This window comes from Paenibacillus tarimensis (assembly GCF_021532315.1).
In the GTDB taxonomy this organism is placed as follows: Bacteria; Bacillota; Bacilli; order Paenibacillales; family Paenibacillaceae; genus Paenibacillus_I; species Paenibacillus_I tarimensis.
In genome coordinates, this window is sequence record NZ_JAKGAO010000009.1 from 125,902 (window position 1) to 142,670 (window position 16,769).

Sequence of the window (16,769 nt, forward strand, 5' to 3'; positions counted from 1 at the left end):
AAGCGATTATAGGTAACACATAGAGAAGACCGCCCGCTGCCGAGCAGCAGGGCGGTCTTTCGCGAGGGCAGCCAATCAGGCATGCGTTAAGTCTTTTACCTGGGGACCGGTCAGCTTGTAGCCGACGTTGCGAACTGTCATAATATATTCCGGGGTACGGGCGTTCTTTTCAATTTTGTCACGGAGATGGCTGATATGGACATCCACAATGCGGGTGTCACCGAGAAAATGATAATCCCATACGCCGTGGAGCAGCTGCTGTCGGCTCAGTACTTTACCGCGGTGCTTGCACAAGAAGAGGAGAAGCTCAAATTCCTTTGGCGTGAGGTCGATAAGATTACCGTCCAGACGGACTTCACGCTGCTCAGCATGGATGCTCAGGCGTCCAATCTCATGAACAGGACCATCTCCGCTGGCGGGGAGCTGCTGTACGCGGCGAAGGATAGCCTGGATACGGGAGATCAGCTCCTGCGGGCTGAACGGCTTGGTCATGTAATCATCAGCACCGTTATCAAGGCCGGCAATCTTATCTGTCACATCCTGCAGCGCTGTCAGCATGACAATCGGAACAGCGTTATTCTGCTCACGCAGTTCCCGGCAGACCTGTATGCCATCCATCTTGGGCAGCATAAGGTCCAGCACAATTAGATCAGGGCGAAACGGCTTCAGCATGTCGAATACTGCTTCGCCGTCATGAACGCAGCGTACATCATAGCCTGCAAGCTTTAAATTAAACTCAATGAGCATGGAAATGGAAGGTTCATCGTCGACGACTAATATTTTCTTCTTCACTCTGATTCTCCTTTGCCGACTTTAGTACTCCTATTATGTACGCTGACCTTATGCAAAAGATTAAGTAAAAGTAAAACGAGTGTAAAATATCCAAACATATGGAATTCAAGAGGTAAAATTGAGGGGGAACTGCGTTTGGCTTTTCATATCGTATTAGTTGAGCCGGAGATTCCGGCAAACACAGGCAATATAGCACGTACCTGCGCCGCAACGGGGGCACATCTGCACTTGGTCCATCCGCTGGGCTTCCTGACCGATGACCGGACCCTGAAACGGGCCGGGCTGGATTACTGGCATGCTGTTCATGTAGAGCATCACGATTCCTTTGAGGAAGTGCGGCTGGCCAACCCGGAGGGCCGGTTCTTCTTTGCCAGCACCAGAGCTTCGAAGCGTTATTCGGATTTCGAATTTAGGGATGGCGACTTCTTTGTATTCGGCAAGGAAACCAAAGGCCTGCCCCAAGAGCTGCTGGATCGCAATCCGGAAACCTGTCTGAGGATTCCGATGACTGGTGATGTGCGATCGCTGAACCTGTCGAACTCGGCGGCTATCGTATTATTCGAGGCATTTAGACAGACGAATTTTGCCGGTTTGGAATAAAATGCTTGGAAAGAATGGACTGAATTACCTGTAAGATCAAGTCATTGGGCAAGCTTATAGCTCTCCGGTTGCAGGATATTAAGAAAAAACGAAAGTTGGGGAGGAAAAGCAAGTTAGCTCACGAACTCTATAGAGCCTAGGTTTCTACACATGTAGTTGACAAGGAACAACAAGGAATACAGGAGAGGTGATACATTTGAAACCGGCTGGTGTCGTTCGTAAGGTAGATCAATTGGGCCGTATCGTACTGCCCAAATCGCTTCGTAAGAGGTATCAGATGAACGAGGGGGACCCTGTTGAAATTCTAGTTCAAGGGGACCACATTATTTTGGAGCGTTACCGTCCAAGATGTGTATTTTGCGGTGCAATGGATGAGGTGCGTGAATTCAAAGACCGTTACCTGTGCTCATCCTGCATTACCGATATGACGCAGCTCCGCAAAGGTTGATTAAGGCTTAGTGAAATAGTAAGGTAACGTATGCCTCCTTCGGCTTCCGGCTGAAGGGGGCATATTTGTTATCCGTGCGTTATAGGCTGTTACCGGCACAGGCGTTGACAATAAAAACAAGCCGGCTGCTCCAACAAGGAGCAGCCGGATGCAGACGCACACTAGAGACCTTTGGTCTTGTCATCGTTGTACGATGACGTCAGAATAGCGAGGACGAACAGGACCATGACGGTCATGATGATGATAAAGTTAACACTCATTCTGCACACCTCCAATGATTGCTTTTATTATACCCAAGCCCAGTCAAAAAGAAAACGAAGCAATTTGTGAACAGATTGTTACAATAACTAGCGCAATTAATCCTGAACCGTTTTGCGATATTGGCCTGGGGACACTCCGGTCTGTTTCTTGAAGACTTTACTGAAATATTTATCATCGGCATACCCTACCATGCCTGCAATATCAGTTACACGGAGCTCGGCATTGCCAAGCAGAAGCTTGGCCTTATCCATTCTCATGCGCTCCACGTATTCGGATAATGTTGCTCCGGTTTCCTGTCTGAACCGTCGTGAAATGTATTCCCTGCTTAAATAGAATTTGCTCGCAACCGCGAACAGTGACAGATCTTCATTAATATTTTGGTCAATGTACTGAAGAATATCATTGATCACATTGCGTTCAGAACGCTTCTTGGCGGCCAGTATATCGGACAAGGCAACAATATGGCGCAGTATGGCTTCCTCTGTTCCATGCAGTGAGAATGTGCCGTCTTCCTCGAAAACAGCGGGAAACTCTGCGGGTTTCGGTATAAGCTCGGGATTATCGGCCAGGGCTTGGCTCCATCTGCTGTAGATGAGACGGTATTCCTGCTGCCAGTTCTCTACATCTGCCGGCGTCAGGACAGTCATGGCAGCCGCTTCGGCGGACCAGCGCCGGACAGCGGCAGCGATTTCCGTCTCGCTGCGGCTAAGAATAGCAAGGCGTACGGCCTCTTCGATATCACTTAGATGCGGTCTCTTGCCAGCTGGCGGCTGGAGCTGATCATAGAAGTGCAGGTATTGGTTTCCATCCAGGAGATTGCGTCTGTCAAGAGCTTCTCTGGCTTCATGCGCGGATTGCTTAAGGCCTGATGGGAATACCTGAACGCCGCCCGTTCCAAAATGCAGCCGGGCTCCCATAGTTACGGCGAGGGCACTCTGCAGCTCCTGAAGCCGGCGCTCGATCATGGACAGACCATCCCACAATACAACATAAACCGTATCACGCTGGCTCGGGATCCTAAAGGCGTAACCGGACTTCCAGCTCAGCCTGACGAAGTCGTTTAAAATATTGGTCATGGCAAAGGCAATGAGCTCTCTGTCACCTCGGAACCGCTTGACCAGTAGAGGAGGCAGCGGCTCCAGCGAGCAGATAATGGCACGGCAGGAGGTACCGCCTGCAGGGATGCCAAATTCCGAGCTGGCCTGCTCGATCAGCTGGACGGGAATTGATGAATCGGAGACCATCCGTGTAAAGACGTTATCCCAGTATACAGGTTTAAATTGATTACGTTCTATATTCTCCGCGGACTGCTTGAGCTTATCGGCTCTGGACTTATGAACTGCTTCCACGGATTTACGGACGGATTCGTTCAGCTGATCGGGATCAAGAGGCTTAAGGAGGTAGTCGGACCCGCCGTATTTAATGGCATGGCGCATATAATCGAAGTCACTGTAGCCGCTAATGACGATAATTCTGATGTCAGGATAATGGACAGAAATCCATTCAAGCAGTGCCCGTCCATCGGCAATCGGCATGTGCATGTCTGTCAGCACAAGCTCAGGACGATGCTCTACTATTATACGTTTGGCTTGTTCCCCGTTATCGGCCTCCAGCTGCCTCGTAATTCCATAGCTGTCCCAGTCGACCAGCAGCTTGACGGCATCACGGGCATGCTGCTCATCATCGACTATTAATATGTTCATCGCTATTCCTCCTTGCTGCCTGGCAGCTGCAGGGTAACCCTCAGACCGCCTGTCCCCTTCTCATATTTGCCGGGCTGCTCTAGCGTAATATCAGCTTCCGGGCCGCTGTATAAACGCATTCTTGTCATGACATTAACAAGGCCGATATGCTCGTCGAGCCACTGCTCATGCTCATTCATCCGTGCAATCCGGAGCGCTTCTCTCACCTGGTCGAGACGCCTTTCTGTCATGCCCGGACCGTCGTCCTCAACAGACAGCCGAAGGAGATCTCCTATGATCCTGGCTTGAATTATAATATGAATCCGGCCTCCGGCCGGATCGAAGCCATGCTTGAAGGCATTCTCAACGAGCGGCTGGACCAGCATACGCGGGACCTTCACAGCAGCGGCTCGGTCCTGTATGTCATAATGAACCGTTAGCTTGTCACCGAAGCGCTGCTGCTGCAGGGCGAGATAAGCTCTGACATGCTCAATCTCATCATGGACGGTTACCGGCTGATCTGAGGTGCTCATCGAGTACCGCATCATTTTGGCGAGCTGGGCGATCAGGGTATAAACCTTGGGTGCTTGATGCTGCAAGGCCAGCGTGCCGATAGACTGCAGAGCATTATATAGGAAATGCGGCTGTATCTGAGCCTGGAGGGCCCTAAGCTGATTGGATTTGCTTGCCAGCTGCAGCCGGTACTCCCGTAAGATCAGGTTGTTAATCGTCTCCATCATCTTCCGGAACTTACCGGCCAGCATACCGATCTCGTCCGTCCCCTGAATGCGGATATCGACATCCAGATCACCAGTCTGCACCTGGTTGATGTAGCGAATTAAATGCTTCATAGGCCGGGTAATGCGGAAGGACACGTAAACGGCAGCCGCGATCGCAGCAAGCAGAAAGATCGTCAGGATGACTGTGTTCACGAATGTTACCTGACGCGTGCTTTCTGTTAAGACAGACTGTGGGATCAGCTTAACAAGTGTCCAATTCATATAGGAGGTATTCAGCTTCTCATACACATACCAGCTGCTCGTGCTGCTGCTGCCAGTACGGCCTGTGCCGCTAGGCCCCTCTGCATCTGTCAGCTTTTTTACCCAGGGCTCGTCTAGTATGATACCGCTTTCGGTTCCGCGTGGTCCGTATACGATGGAGCCATCCTCACTCAGCAGGTACAGCTGCTCTTTACCGGGATCATAGAGCTGGCTGCAGATAGAATCCACGACATCCTTCTTGAGATCAATCGAGATGGTGCCGATCTGCTTGTACGAGGGGATCCGGATAATACGGCGATGAATCGTAATGACTTCCTCGGGCGGATAATAGGGATTGGTATGAATACCGTATTCATGACTCATATGCGCCGCCTGAATGGTGACGTTGCGGTCCTCCGTAAATCTCACGCCTTCATGGGGAGCGCTCTGCTCCGCTTTCTTGAGGTTGCCCTGAATGATCAGATAACCCTTGCCCGCCATTTGGGCATGCAGATAGACCTGCCGGATCTCTCTTACCGACCTGGAGATAGATTGGATCGTACGGTAGATTTCCTCTTCGGACAGGTAGTCGGTCTTCCCCCTCTCCAGAATCCGGTACAGAGTATCCCCGAATTTGGTGTCGTTGTAGGGCAGCAGAGAGGCCTGATTCGTAACGTCAAAATAGTGGATCAGATTTGTTTTTCCCTGAAAAACAAGATTGGACGCCTGCTGAAGCGCATCCTCGGTGACGATCTCGGTGGTGCGGGAGTTGGTCAGATAGATTGACAGCAGCATGGGTATGGCTATCGCAATGATGAGAAACACAATTAACTTGGTGCGAAGACTGCGTTTGATCCACTCAAGCAGCCCCATAAGCATTCCCCCGTGTGTTATATGTTCATGGTGCAAACGCTCGCACTAATTATAGTGGCGGGCAGTTGAAAGATCAATATGTTCCACCTTTCGCGTCATTCGTATCGGTGTTTGTTGACCCGGCAGCTTTCTATACTAGATATAAGGGCCGAGCCGTCGGGCTGTGTGCCACCAAACGATATTTATAGACAAGGGGGAAGACGGGCATGAGCAAGAAGCGGTACAGCGAATGGATGCAGCAGCTCGTTTTTACTGGACCGGCAACCGTCGTATTTGCGATTATTGTCATATTGCCTTTTATTATGGGGATGTATTATTCCTTCACCAACTGGAATGGGGTCTCCGGCAGCATCTCATTCGTAGGTTTGGACAACTTTATGGCGCTCTGGAGTGATCAAGGCTTCAAGAGCTCGTTCGATTTCACGGTCCGGTTCACGATAGTTGCCGTCGTGCTGACGAACCTGGTAGGCTTCATCCTGGCGCTGCTGCTGACACAGGGGCTGAAGCTGCGGAATATGCTGCGGACGCTGTTTTTCCTGCCGAATGTAATCGGCGGTCTGCTGCTTGGTTTCATCTGGCAGTTCATCTTTATTAAGGGATTCTCGGCGATCGGGGATTTGACGGGCATTCCTTTCTTTAATCTCCCGTGGCTTGGCGATGAACAGACGGCCTTCTGGGGCGTTGTTATCGTAAGTGTCTGGAACGGGGCAGGCTACTTGATGATTATCTACATCGCCGCGCTGATCAACGTGCCGAAGGATTTAAGCGAAGCGGCATCCATTGATGGCGCCACAGCCTGGCAGCGTCTTCGGCATATTACCGTTCCGCTCATTATGCCGGCTGTAACGATCTGTCTGTTCCTGGCATTATCCTGGTCCTTCAAGACCTTCGATGTCATTCTGTCGCTTACTAAAGGCGGGCCTTTTAATTCGACTCAGTCAGTAGCCCTGAATATTTACCTGGAAGCGTTCCAGAATAACCGCTACGGTCTGGGCACTGCCAAAGCACTGGTGTTCTTCGTCGTGGTTGCCTTAATTACCACCATACAGGTATGGCTGACTAAGCGCCGGGAGGTTCATGCGTAATGGAAACAAAACGATATACTGCTCGTACATTTACGACCGAAATCCTGGCGGTTCTGCTTGTGTTCGTGTTCCTGGTACCGTTCTACTTTCTGCTGAGTAACTCAGTTAAGTCATTTGCAGATATCCTGCTTGATGCAGCGGCTCTGCCACAGGCAATTAACTGGGAAAACTATGCCAAGGCATGGGATATTATGAAGTATCCGCAGGCTTTCATCAACTCGCTGCTGATCACGGTATTCAGCATTGCAGGTCTTGTTGTAATCAGCTCAATGGCGGCGTACAGAATGGTGCGCAGGCCCACTAAATATAACAGTATCCTCTTTCTGATGTTTGTGGCGGCTATGGTCATCCCGTTCCAATCCATCATGATTCCGCTGATGAAGGTAGCGAGCTGGTTCTCGCTGGTAGGCAGCCTGCCCGGACTATGGGTATGCTATCTGGGCTTCGGTTCATCGCTGACGATCTTCCTGTATCACGGCTTCATCAAGTCCATTCCGCTTGAGGTTGAGGAGCCTGCGGTTGTTGACGGCTGTACCCCGTATGGAGTCTTCTGGCGGATTGTATTCCCGCTGCTGAAGCCGATGACGGTCACGATCATTATTCTGAACAGCCTGTGGATATGGAATGACTTCCTGCTGCCGCAGCTGATCCTGAGCAAGCCGGAGCTGCGGACCATTCCGCTGTCCACGTTCTCCTTCTTCGGCCAGTATACGAAGCAGTGGGATCTGGCACTGGCGGCTTTGGTGATGGGCGTGGTGCCGATCGTAATCTTCTTCCTGTCTCTTCAGCGGCACATCATTGAGGGGATTACGGCTGGCTCGGTCAAGGGTTAGTAGTCTGGCAGCAAAAAATTATGTATACCGGCTGCAAGGATAACGGCAGCTTGGTGATCAGCAGGGCGCTGGCTATCAATCCGCCTCAGGCGTCAACATTCTACACTTTTTTGTTCAATGTCGTCGGTGTAGGCGTTTTCATAAACGAGTTATACTAGAATATGTAAGGCAGCGGTACGGGCAGACGCAGCTAATAGGGTGCAAGTAGCGTACACGATGAGATGGATAAAAAAAGGGAGGCACAAACATGAAAAAATGGACAACGACACTGCTGTCACTCATCCTGGTGGCTGTACTGGCTGCCGGCTGCGGCGGCGGCAACAACGGTGCGACTGGAACGGGCGGCACAAATACCGGAAGCAATACCGGAACAGATACAGATACTGAGACGGCGAAGGATCCGGTCACGATTCGCATGTTCCAGTTTAAAGTGGAGATTGCAGAAGCGCTGGAGCGCTTGAAGACGGAATATGAGAAGGAGAACCCGAATGTCAAGATCGTCATCGAAACGGTTGGCGGCGGTGCGGATTATGGTGCTGCACTGAAGGCGAAATTCGCATCCGGCGACGAGCCTGACATTTTCAACAATGGCGGCTACCAGGAGATGGAAACCTGGATGGAGCATCTGGAAGACTTGTCCGATCAGCCATGGGTAGGGGATGTTGTGGAAGCAGCAAAGCCTCCGATGACCAAGGATGGCAAGATCTATGGTATGCCGATGAACCTGGAGGGCTACGGCTTTATCTATAACAAGGAGCTGTTCGCCAAGGCTGGCATAACCGAGACACCAAAGACGCTGGGCGAGCTGAGAATAGCGGCGCAGAAGCTTCAGGATGCGGGCATCATACCGTTTGCTAACGGGTATCAAGAGTGGTGGATTCTTGGCATTCATAATTTCAATGTAGCAGTTGCACAGCAGGAAGACCCTACTGCATTCGTTAACGCTCTGAATGATGGAACCGGCCAAATTCCAGGCAACCCTGTCTTTAATGCCTGGGTGAACCTGCTGGATACGACGCTGGAGTTCAGCAACAAGAACCCGCTGACAACGGATTACAACACACAGGTTACGTTGTTTGCAAGCGGTGAAGCGGCTATGATGCAGCAGGGCAACTGGACGCAGGTGCAGATCGACGGCATCAATCCTGACCTGGAGCTAGGTGTTCTGCCTATGCCGATCAATGACGATGCAGAGACGAATGACAAGCTGTTTGTCGGCGTACCGAACAACTGGGTGGTGAACAAGAATTCTGCGGTGAAGGAAGAAGCCAAGGCATTCCTGAACTGGATGGTTACCTCCGACCTTGGCAGGAAGTATATCGTAGACGAGTTCAAATTTATCCCGGCGTTCAAGTCGATTGAGGTAACGAACCCGGATACGCTTGGCGACATCGCTACCGACATCATTGCCTACAGCAAGGAGGGCAAAACGCTAACCTGGAACTGGTTCCGTTATCCGGAGGGCGTAACTCAGGAGCTTGGCTCCAGCATGCAGGCATACATTGCCAAGAAGCTGACGAAAGAGCAAATGCTTGAGGCCTTCCAGAACTCCTGGAATAACCTGCGGGCGAAATAATAGCTGCTTCAAGTTTCATAGGCGGGTAAATAACGGTTTGGACAGGTTGACCTTGTCCAGGCCGTTTTTTTATGAATTATTCCAAGAATATGTTAATGAATGAGCGGGCACCGGCGTACAATAGACTGCCAGAAGACAATGGAAGGCGGCGGGTCTATTGAAATACCGGTATTCTTCAAGAGCGGTGGCTACCAGTCGTATATTACCGGACAAGATGCAAATATGGAGCGGGGGAGAAGGGCTGCTGCCGTTCGACGCAGAGCTGCCAGCTGAAGAAGACTGGCTTCCGCCTAAGCTTATCCGGCAGGCGGCGGAACAGGTGCTTGCACAAGAGACCTATATGGCTGGCGGTACGGGAGCTCAGGGCTATGATCCGCTGCGGAAGCAGCTGCGCGTTTGTTTATTGGCTCAGGGTATAGATGCCGCTCCCGAGCAGCTGCTGATCATGCCAGACCCGGGAGCAGTGATAGAGCTCTGTATGAAGGCACTGACTGAGCCTGGAGATACGGTACTCGTCGAGCGTCCTGTATCCGCTGAAGCTCTCCAGCTCTTCCGGATGAACAATCTGTGCACGGCGGATGTAGCGTGTGATGAGGAGGGGATGCTGCTTGATGCGGCTGAGCAGCTGCTGCAAACAGGGAAGCTGAGGCTTGTGTACGTTATGCCGGATTTCAGCAGTCCTGCTTCCCGCATTTGGAGTCTGGAGAGGAGAAGAGGGCTCGTGGAGCTGTGCCGCCGTTATGAGGTGCCGATTCTGGAGGATGGTTCGTACCGCGATCTCTACACGGATCCCAACAGCCAACATCCTACCCTGTATGCGCTGGCGGAAGATGAACAGCAGGTGCTGTATACGGGAACCTATTCGCGGACTTGGCTGCCGGGGATCGGCACGGCATGGGCTGTGGGCAGCCCGGAGCTTATTAGTGTAATGGCGGGAATGATGGGCGGGGAAGAGCAGCGCTGGCATATGCTGCCGCAGCAGCTTCTTCATCAGCTGCTGCTGGATGGCTCTCTGGTTCTCCACATTCGGAGCAAAGCAGAGAAATGCATAGAGAGGATGCGGATCGCGGAGCATCTCATAGGGTCATACGGCAGCGCAGGTCTTCGGTGGCATTCTCCAGCTGGGGGACTGTTCATGTGGCTGGAGCTTCCCGAGGGGCTCGACGGAGATGCGCTCCGGCGGGCAGCGCTTATGAAGGGAGTCGCAATAGCCCCTGGCGCCAGGTTCTATGCGGAATCGCCCGTTTGTAACAGAGTAAGGCTGAATATTGCCAGCGTGAATGAACAGCTGCTGGCGTCAGGCATCGAAAAATTAGTGGAGTCAGTATGCGAGTTTACAGCACGCAGCTAGAACGCCGGGCAGGAACACGCAGCCTGTGGAGACCAAGGCCGAAATTTCAGCTGCCTTCGCTCTCCGGGGGTTCCCCTGCAGCAGACTGGCGCCAGGCTTCCACGACGTCGGCGTAATCGATCAGCGCCTGTCTTCCCTGCGGACGCAGGCGGTAAATACCGCGATTCACACGCTCAAACCAGCCATAGTAATCATGCAGCAGGATGCGGGCAGCCTGCGGGCTTCCACTGAGCTCCCTGACGCGGCGCGGCGGCAGATCGCCTTCCTGGTGAAGCGCCCAGGCACAGCGGAGCGCCTTCTCGCGATAGGAGGTTACCAGTTTGCGGCCCGTGCTGCCGCCCACGTTGTAATCACCGGAGCGCTCGCGAAACTCCGTCAGCAGCCTGGCTTGGCGCTTCCTCCTCATGCCTCTGGCAGGCGGGTCCCCTGGCTCGCAGAGCACCTCGACAACCGGCGCTTTTGTCTTGTAGAAGGTTACCGTCATCAGCCCAAGCCCGAGCAGCCGGCACAGCTCTGTCAAGTCGCCGAACCGCTGATTAACCGCTCCGGGTTTCTTCCGGTTGCGCTCTACAGCCAGCATGACACGGTCAGTCAAGCGGAGCCGTTCAACCCCCTGAAGCAGGAGCGCCAGATTAAAGGTCTTCTTCATCTCCACGATTACCGTTGCCTCCTCACCGGGCTTCACGGCTACGAGATCGCAGTGGAGAACCTCGCTTTTCACCTCATAACCGAGCTTCTCGTAGTAGGCTTTTACAGGTGTGTACAGCTCGGTTTCATGCTTGACAGCCACAGACAGCTTCCCCTTTCCCAACTAACAGCAGCTAGTGCAGCAGACTGCCGTAAACATAAGTAACCGTATTATAGCACAGGATGAAGCTTCGGCTCTTTATGCAAAAAACCGCCTTCCCTGAAGAGGGAAGACGGGATAAGAGAGCGTCTTTGCAGCTGTAATCCAGCGTCAGGTGCCGGGGCAGAGTGACGGGCCGGACAGCAGCGAAGCAATTTTCACGGCTAGTCTGCGCTTTCGGGTACGGAGCGATCGTTTCATCGGAACCTCCTCATGGCACAGGTCTGATTTTTATCAGCTTAAACCGTATTTATTATGGCTGTATCAAGCCTTGATTAACATTTTGTGAAGCGTATTCCGCAATTAGCCGGAAGAAGAAACAAAATATGGGGCAATTTCAGATGCGAACACGCATAGGTATATATCACTCAACATCGGAAGAAAGCCGCAAAAGCTTACATGGCGGCTCAGGGTTTGGGTGAACGGCGACCGCTTGACGGCGGAGCGTTTGCGGGCATCGAGTGCGGCGGGTGGCGGGCAGGCTTAAGAAGCACCAGCGGCAGGGAGAGACAGGGAGGAGGCACAGCATGGATATTTTCAAACGAATCTCGGATTATAATCAGGAAAGTGAGAAACTGGCATGGACAGGGACGTTTAAAGACTATGTGGAGCTGCTGAAGAAGGACCCGACACCAGCAATGACAGCCCACTCTCGGGTTTACGAAATGATCAAGAATGAGGGTGTCGAGGAGGACAACGGGAACAAGCGCTACAAGTTTTTTGAGAAGGAAATATTCGGGCTGGACCGGGCGGTTGAGAAGCTTGTCGAGGAGTATTTCCATTCGGCTGCCAGGCGGCTGGACGTCCGCAAACGGATCCTGCTGCTGATGGGGCCGGTCAGCGGGGGTAAATCCACGCTGGTTACGCTGCTGAAACGGGGGCTGGAGCAGTTTTCCCGCACGGAGAAAGGTGCAGTCTATGCGATTCAGGGCTGTCCGATGCATGAGGAGCCGCTTCACCTGATACCGCATGAGCTGCGGCCGGATGTAGAGAGGGTGCTTGGCGTCCGGATTGAAGGCAACCTGTGCCCGTCCTGTCAGATGAGATTGAAGACGGAGTATGACGGAATAATTGAGAATGTGGCGGTCGAGCGCGTACTGATCTCCGAGGATAACCGGGTTGGCATCGGGACATTCAGCCCTTCGGACCCCAAATCACAGGATATTGCCGACTTGACAGGAAGCATTGATTTCTCAACCATCACGGAATACGGCTCCGAGTCCGACCCGCGTGCTTACCGGTTCGATGGCGAGCTGAATAAGGCCAACCGCGGTCTAATGGAATTCCAGGAGATGCTCAAATGCGACGAGAAGTTTCTGTGGAATCTGCTGTCGCTGACGCAGGAAGGGAATTTCAAGGCGGGGAGATTCGCGCTCATATCAGCCGACGAGCTTATCGTCGCACACACGAATGAGACCGAGTATAAATCATTCATCAGCAACAAGAAAAATGAAGCGCTGCAGTCCCGGATGATCGTCATGCCGATCCCTTACAATCTGAAAGTCTCCGAAGAGGAAAAAATATATAAGAAGCTGATCGAGCAGAGTGATATGAAGCATATTCATATTGCGCCCCACGCGCTTCGGGCAGCAGCGATCTTCTCGATTTTGACGCGGCTGAAGGAAACGAAGAAGCAGGGCATGGACCTCGTGAAGAAGATGCGCATGTATGACGGCGAGGAGGTGGAGGGCTATAAGGCGGCCGATCTGAAGGAGATGCAGAACGAGTTTCTGGAGGAAGGCATGTCTGGTATTGACCCCCGCTATGTCATCAACCGGATCTCGAGCGCGTTGATTAAGCAGGACCTGCAGTGTATCAATGCGCTTGATGTGCTTCGTGCGCTGAAGGATGGGCTGGATCAGCATCCTTCCATCACGAAGGAGGAACGCGAGAAGTACCTGAACTTCATCTCCATTGCCCGTAAGGAATACGACAGCCTTGCGAAGAAGGAGATTCAGAAGGCGTTCGTCTATTCCTTCGAGGAATCAGCCCGGACGCTGTTCGAGAATTACCTGGATAACATTGAGGCTTATTGCAACTGGACGAAAATTAAAGATCCGCTGACAGGTGAGGAGCTTGATCCTGATGAGCGCCTGATGCGTTCCATAGAGGAACAGATCGGCATTTCGGAGAATGCTAAAAAGGCGTTCCGGGAGGAAATTCTGATTCGGATCTCATCCTACTCCCGTAAAGGCAAGAAGTTTGATTATTCCAGCCACGACCGGCTGCGGGAAGCGATTGAGAAGAAGCTGTTCCATGATCTTAAAGATATCGTCAAGATTACGACGTCCACCAAGACACCGGATGAGAACCAGCTGAAACGAATTAACGAAGTATCCAAGCGGCTGATTGACGAGCACGGGTACTGCCCGGTATGTGCCAACGAGCTGCTGCGCTACGTGGGCAGTCTGTTGAACCGTTAATCAGCAGGGGAGCTTAGCCGACCTATCACAAGGAAGCCGGCCGATCGCAGGATCGTCCGGTTTCTTTTAGGTAATATATAGGTATAAACTATAAAGTATATTTACTTTATATATTAAACTAATCACCCTGAACGTGTTACAACTAATGTAACCAACAGGAAGGAAGTGGAACATATGGCTGCTAACAGCTGGCAAGCAGAGGATTATGACCGGGCAATGGCTTTTGTATCCAGGGGAGGCGAGGATCTGATCGAGATTATTCGGTTGCAGCCGGGAGAGTCGGCAGTGGACTGGGGCTGCGGAACGGGAGACTTGACGGCTAAGCTGGCAAGCAGCGGTGCCGCGGTGACGGGAGTAGACTTTTCCCGGGAAATGATTGAGCGCGCCCGCAGCAAATACCCGAACCTGCAGTTCGTGGAAGCCGACGGCCAAGCGTACCGGACTGCAAAGCCGGTGGATGCCATCTTCAGCAATGCGGCTCTTCACTGGATGACGGATGCGGAGCGAACGGCTGCTTCCATTGCCGCTTCACTCCGAGTCGGGGGCCGGTTCGTGGCTGAGTTCGGCGCAGATGGGAACATTGCCTCAATTGTACATGCCCTGCAGAAGTCGGCCCAGCTGCTGAGCTTGGGGAGGAGGATCGTCCTTCCGTGGTATTTCCCAACTCCGGAGGCATATCAGCAGCTGCTGGAGAAGCACGGCTTCCGAGTCCTTTCCATCTACAGCTATGACCGTCCGACACCACTGAGCGGAGGGGAACAAGGGCTTCAGATTTGGCTGGATCATTTTGCAGGCGGTGTCTTCGCCGGGTTGGATCAGGAAGAGGAGCGGGCGGTCAGACGTTACGTGGAGGAAGCCGTAAAGCCCTTGTGCTACCGGGACGGCAGCTGGACGGCAGATTACAGAAGGCTGAGAGTGGCGGCAGTTAAGCAATCGTAAAAAAAGCCCCGGCTCTCTCCATATAAGAGCCGGGGCATCTGCCGCTTGAACTGCAGCACTGCTTCTCTATTTAATTGTTAGCTCTAATCCCTTGGCTGCCGCAATAAATGCATTACTGCGCTGCCTGCTGTTACAGTCTCACACCTTCATCATGCTGGACTTCCTGCTCGAACTGCTGCAGGGCCCGTTCAGCCTTATCCAGGTCGCCTGCGTTTACCTCAAGCCGGTAAACGGTGTCGTCAGCGGCATCCGCTGCGCCGAAGGATGTATCCAGCGTTCCGGTTGTAGAAGCGATCCCTGTAACGGGTGTCCCGCCATTCTCAACCTTAACCCTGCTGCGTATATCTTTATCCTTTAAATAAGCATTCTTCACTTCAAGTGCATCCACATTTCCGCCTCTGGCGGTCTCGATTGTTTTCCACCGGCTTTTACTGAACCAGACGACAGCCCCGACCAGAATGGCTGCGCCTACTATAATGAGAAGCGTCTCCATATCTCATCACCTCATCAGTTGTCTGGGATGTTACTCCCGTAGTTATTCAGCATGGAAGCGGCAGCTTACATAATCGATACCCGCGGTTGGCATATTCTGAAACGTTAGGAAATTCACAGAAACTTGCGGCTGATCTTCTTGCCGTCGCAGCTGAAAACAAGCTTCTTGTCTTCTACGAATGTTTCCAGGTGAACATTCTTGCCCCAAAGCTGGACCACATAGGGGAGTGTGCGCTCCACGTACTTCAGGTCGAGCTCAACCCCTTCATAGTGGTGAGAAAGGTACAGCTCGCCTGAGCGGTTATAGTCGCCGTCTGTGACGACAATGTTCGGGAAGCCGCCGTTTACGCGGGATACAACGAGCTGATCGCGGATGTTTTCCCATGCTTTGTCCGTGATTTTCCACTCGGGCCCCTTCTTCTCAAAGACATACAAATCCAGATCGTCGACAAGCTTCTTGTTCAGGTAATTACGGAGGAAGGAGATGTCCGAATCAAGCTCCCGCACCTCGAACATCTTCTCCCGGCCCTTGCCGGGCTTGCGGCCGGCACGCTCACGCTCCTCCTCGGTCGGGTTGTCCCAGCGCTTCTCAATGTCCTCGAATATTTTAAGACCCAGGTAATAAGGATTCAGACTGTGTCTTGACGGCTGAACGACAGCGGAGTTGAGCTTTGCGAATTCAATCGTCTCTTCGCTTGTCAGGTCAAGCTCGCGGATAATCCGCTGATGCCAGTACGAAGCCCAGCCTTCGTTCATAATCTTCGTTTCGATCTGCGGCCAGAAGTACAGCATCTCATCCCGGAGCATGGACATGATGTCGCGCTGCCAGTCCTTCAGAACGGTGGAATATTCCTCGATAAACCAGACGATATCCTTCTCGGGCTGCGGCGGGAACCGCTTCGTCTTATCCGTCTCTTCGTCCTCCGCCTCCTCCTTCTCAAGGTCCCACAGGTCGCTGTACGGGCTGCTTCGGACCGGGAGTCCCTGCTCTTCCTCCTCCTGCTGCTTGCGGAGCATCTCGATGTAACGGGTCTTGTCGAGCTGGTAGGGCTTAATGAGCGTTGGATCAATATGCTCCTGTACGGCCAGCACAGCATCTATGAAGCGCTCGACTTCCCTGGCGCCATAGGCCATTTCATACTGGGCGACCCGTTCGGCTGTAGCGGACATACTCTCGACCATGTTGCGGTTGGAGGCGCTGAAGCGCACATTATTCTTGAAGAAGTCACAGTGTGCCAATACGTGAGCGACGATCAGCTTGTTCTGAATCAGCGAGTTGCCGTCGAGCAGGAAGGCATAGCACGGGTTTGAGTTAATCACGAGCTCATAGATTTTGCTAAGGCCCAGGTCATACTGGGTCTTCATCCTATGGAAGGACTTTCCGAAGCTCCAGTGGCTAAACCGTGTAGGCATTCCGTAAGCGCCGAAGGTATAAATAATTTCCGCGGGGCATATTTCATAACGCATCGGATAAAAATCCAGGCCGAAGCCTGTTGCGATCTCGGTAATCTCATCAATCGCCCGCTCCAGCTGCTGCATCTCATCTTGATTCACCGCACGTCCCCTCCTACTGTTGTCCGCCTGCAC

Annotated in this window: 14 protein-coding genes; 8 read left to right on the forward strand and 6 right to left on the reverse strand. The window is 52.5% G+C overall.

Translation table 11 applies throughout. The annotated features are described in order from the left end of the window. Positions 1 to 75: 75 nt before the first annotated feature. Entirely contained in the window at positions 76 to 792 is a 717-nt protein-coding gene (locus L1N82_RS09430) for a response regulator (RefSeq protein ID WP_235287129.1), read from the reverse strand. A gap of 135 nt (positions 793 to 927) precedes the next feature. Here L1N82_RS09430 and trmL point away from each other — a divergent pair, with 135 nt between their 5' ends. After that, positions 928 to 1,392 carry a tRNA (uridine(34)/cytosine(34)/5-carboxymethylaminomethyluridine(34)-2'-O)-methyltransferase TrmL gene (trmL, locus tag L1N82_RS09435; protein ID WP_235287130.1) on the forward strand — a complete coding sequence of 155 codons (465 nt, stop codon included), beginning with the start codon at positions 928 to 930 and terminating at the stop codon, positions 1,390 to 1,392. Positions 1,393 to 1,588: 196 nt separating this feature from the next. Beyond that, the gene (locus tag L1N82_RS09440; RefSeq protein WP_235287357.1) at positions 1,589 to 1,840 is read left to right on the forward strand and encodes an AbrB/MazE/SpoVT family DNA-binding domain-containing protein; all 252 of its coding nucleotides are present in this window, start codon (positions 1,589 to 1,591) and stop codon (positions 1,838 to 1,840) included. 356 nt (positions 1,841 to 2,196) lie between these two features. Here the strand turns inward: L1N82_RS09440 and L1N82_RS09445 are convergent, their stop codons facing one another. Further along, complete coding sequence (locus L1N82_RS09445) at positions 2,197 to 3,804, reverse strand: response regulator transcription factor (RefSeq protein WP_235287131.1); 1,608 nt, start codon at positions 3,802 to 3,804, stop codon at positions 2,197 to 2,199. Positions 3,805 to 3,806: 2 nt separating this feature from the next. Next, positions 3,807 to 5,636 carry a sensor histidine kinase gene (locus L1N82_RS09450; RefSeq protein WP_235287132.1) on the reverse strand — a complete coding sequence of 610 codons (1,830 nt, stop codon included), beginning with the start codon at positions 5,634 to 5,636 and terminating at the stop codon, positions 3,807 to 3,809. 206 nt (positions 5,637 to 5,842) lie between these two features. Between L1N82_RS09450 and L1N82_RS09455 the strand changes: the two genes are divergently transcribed. From L1N82_RS09455 to L1N82_RS09470, 4 genes are all read left to right on the forward strand, one after another. Beyond that, the gene (locus L1N82_RS09455; RefSeq protein ID WP_235287133.1) at positions 5,843 to 6,721 is read left to right on the forward strand and encodes a carbohydrate ABC transporter permease; all 879 of its coding nucleotides are present in this window, start codon (positions 5,843 to 5,845) and stop codon (positions 6,719 to 6,721) included. Continuing rightward, a complete protein-coding gene (locus tag L1N82_RS09460; RefSeq protein ID WP_235287134.1) occupies positions 6,721 to 7,554 on the forward strand; it encodes a carbohydrate ABC transporter permease in 834 nt (277 codons plus the stop codon). Before L1N82_RS09455 ends, L1N82_RS09460 begins: the two co-directional genes overlap by 1 nt. A 247-nt stretch (positions 7,555 to 7,801) precedes the next feature. Further along, positions 7,802 to 9,130 carry an ABC transporter substrate-binding protein gene (locus L1N82_RS09465; protein ID WP_235287135.1) on the forward strand — a complete coding sequence of 443 codons (1,329 nt, stop codon included), beginning with the start codon at positions 7,802 to 7,804 and terminating at the stop codon, positions 9,128 to 9,130. Positions 9,131 to 9,287: 157 nt separating this feature from the next. Next, positions 9,288 to 10,481, forward strand: a complete 1,194-nt coding sequence (locus L1N82_RS09470; RefSeq protein ID WP_235287136.1) for an aminotransferase-like domain-containing protein — start codon at positions 9,288 to 9,290, stop codon at positions 10,479 to 10,481. Positions 10,482 to 10,527: 46 nt separating this feature from the next. On the opposite strand, the gene L1N82_RS09475 is transcribed toward L1N82_RS09470, so the two are convergent. After that, positions 10,528 to 11,271 (reverse strand): DUF2161 domain-containing phosphodiesterase, encoded by a 744-nt coding sequence (locus L1N82_RS09475; protein WP_235287137.1) that lies wholly within the window; start codon positions 11,269 to 11,271, stop codon positions 10,528 to 10,530. 584 nt (positions 11,272 to 11,855) lie between these two features. Between L1N82_RS09475 and L1N82_RS09480 the strand changes: the two genes are divergently transcribed. Both L1N82_RS09480 and L1N82_RS09485 read left to right on the forward strand, forming a co-directional pair. Further along, a complete protein-coding gene (locus tag L1N82_RS09480) occupies positions 11,856 to 13,751 on the forward strand; it encodes a PrkA family serine protein kinase (RefSeq protein ID WP_235287138.1) in 1,896 nt (631 codons plus the stop codon). A 174-nt stretch (positions 13,752 to 13,925) separates the two neighbouring features. Next, a complete protein-coding gene (locus L1N82_RS09485; protein WP_235287139.1) occupies positions 13,926 to 14,690 on the forward strand; it encodes a methyltransferase domain-containing protein in 765 nt (254 codons plus the stop codon). Between the two features lie 130 nt (positions 14,691 to 14,820). Here the strand turns inward: L1N82_RS09485 and L1N82_RS09490 are convergent, their stop codons facing one another. Continuing rightward, positions 14,821 to 15,183 (reverse strand): hypothetical protein, encoded by a 363-nt coding sequence (locus L1N82_RS09490; RefSeq protein ID WP_235287140.1) that lies wholly within the window; start codon positions 15,181 to 15,183, stop codon positions 14,821 to 14,823. A gap of 113 nt (positions 15,184 to 15,296) precedes the next feature. Further along, on the reverse strand, positions 15,297 to 16,721 hold the full coding sequence (locus tag L1N82_RS09495) for a SpoVR family protein (protein WP_268821920.1): 1,425 nt from the start codon (positions 16,719 to 16,721) through the stop codon (positions 15,297 to 15,299). Positions 16,722 to 16,769: the final 48 nt, after the last annotated feature.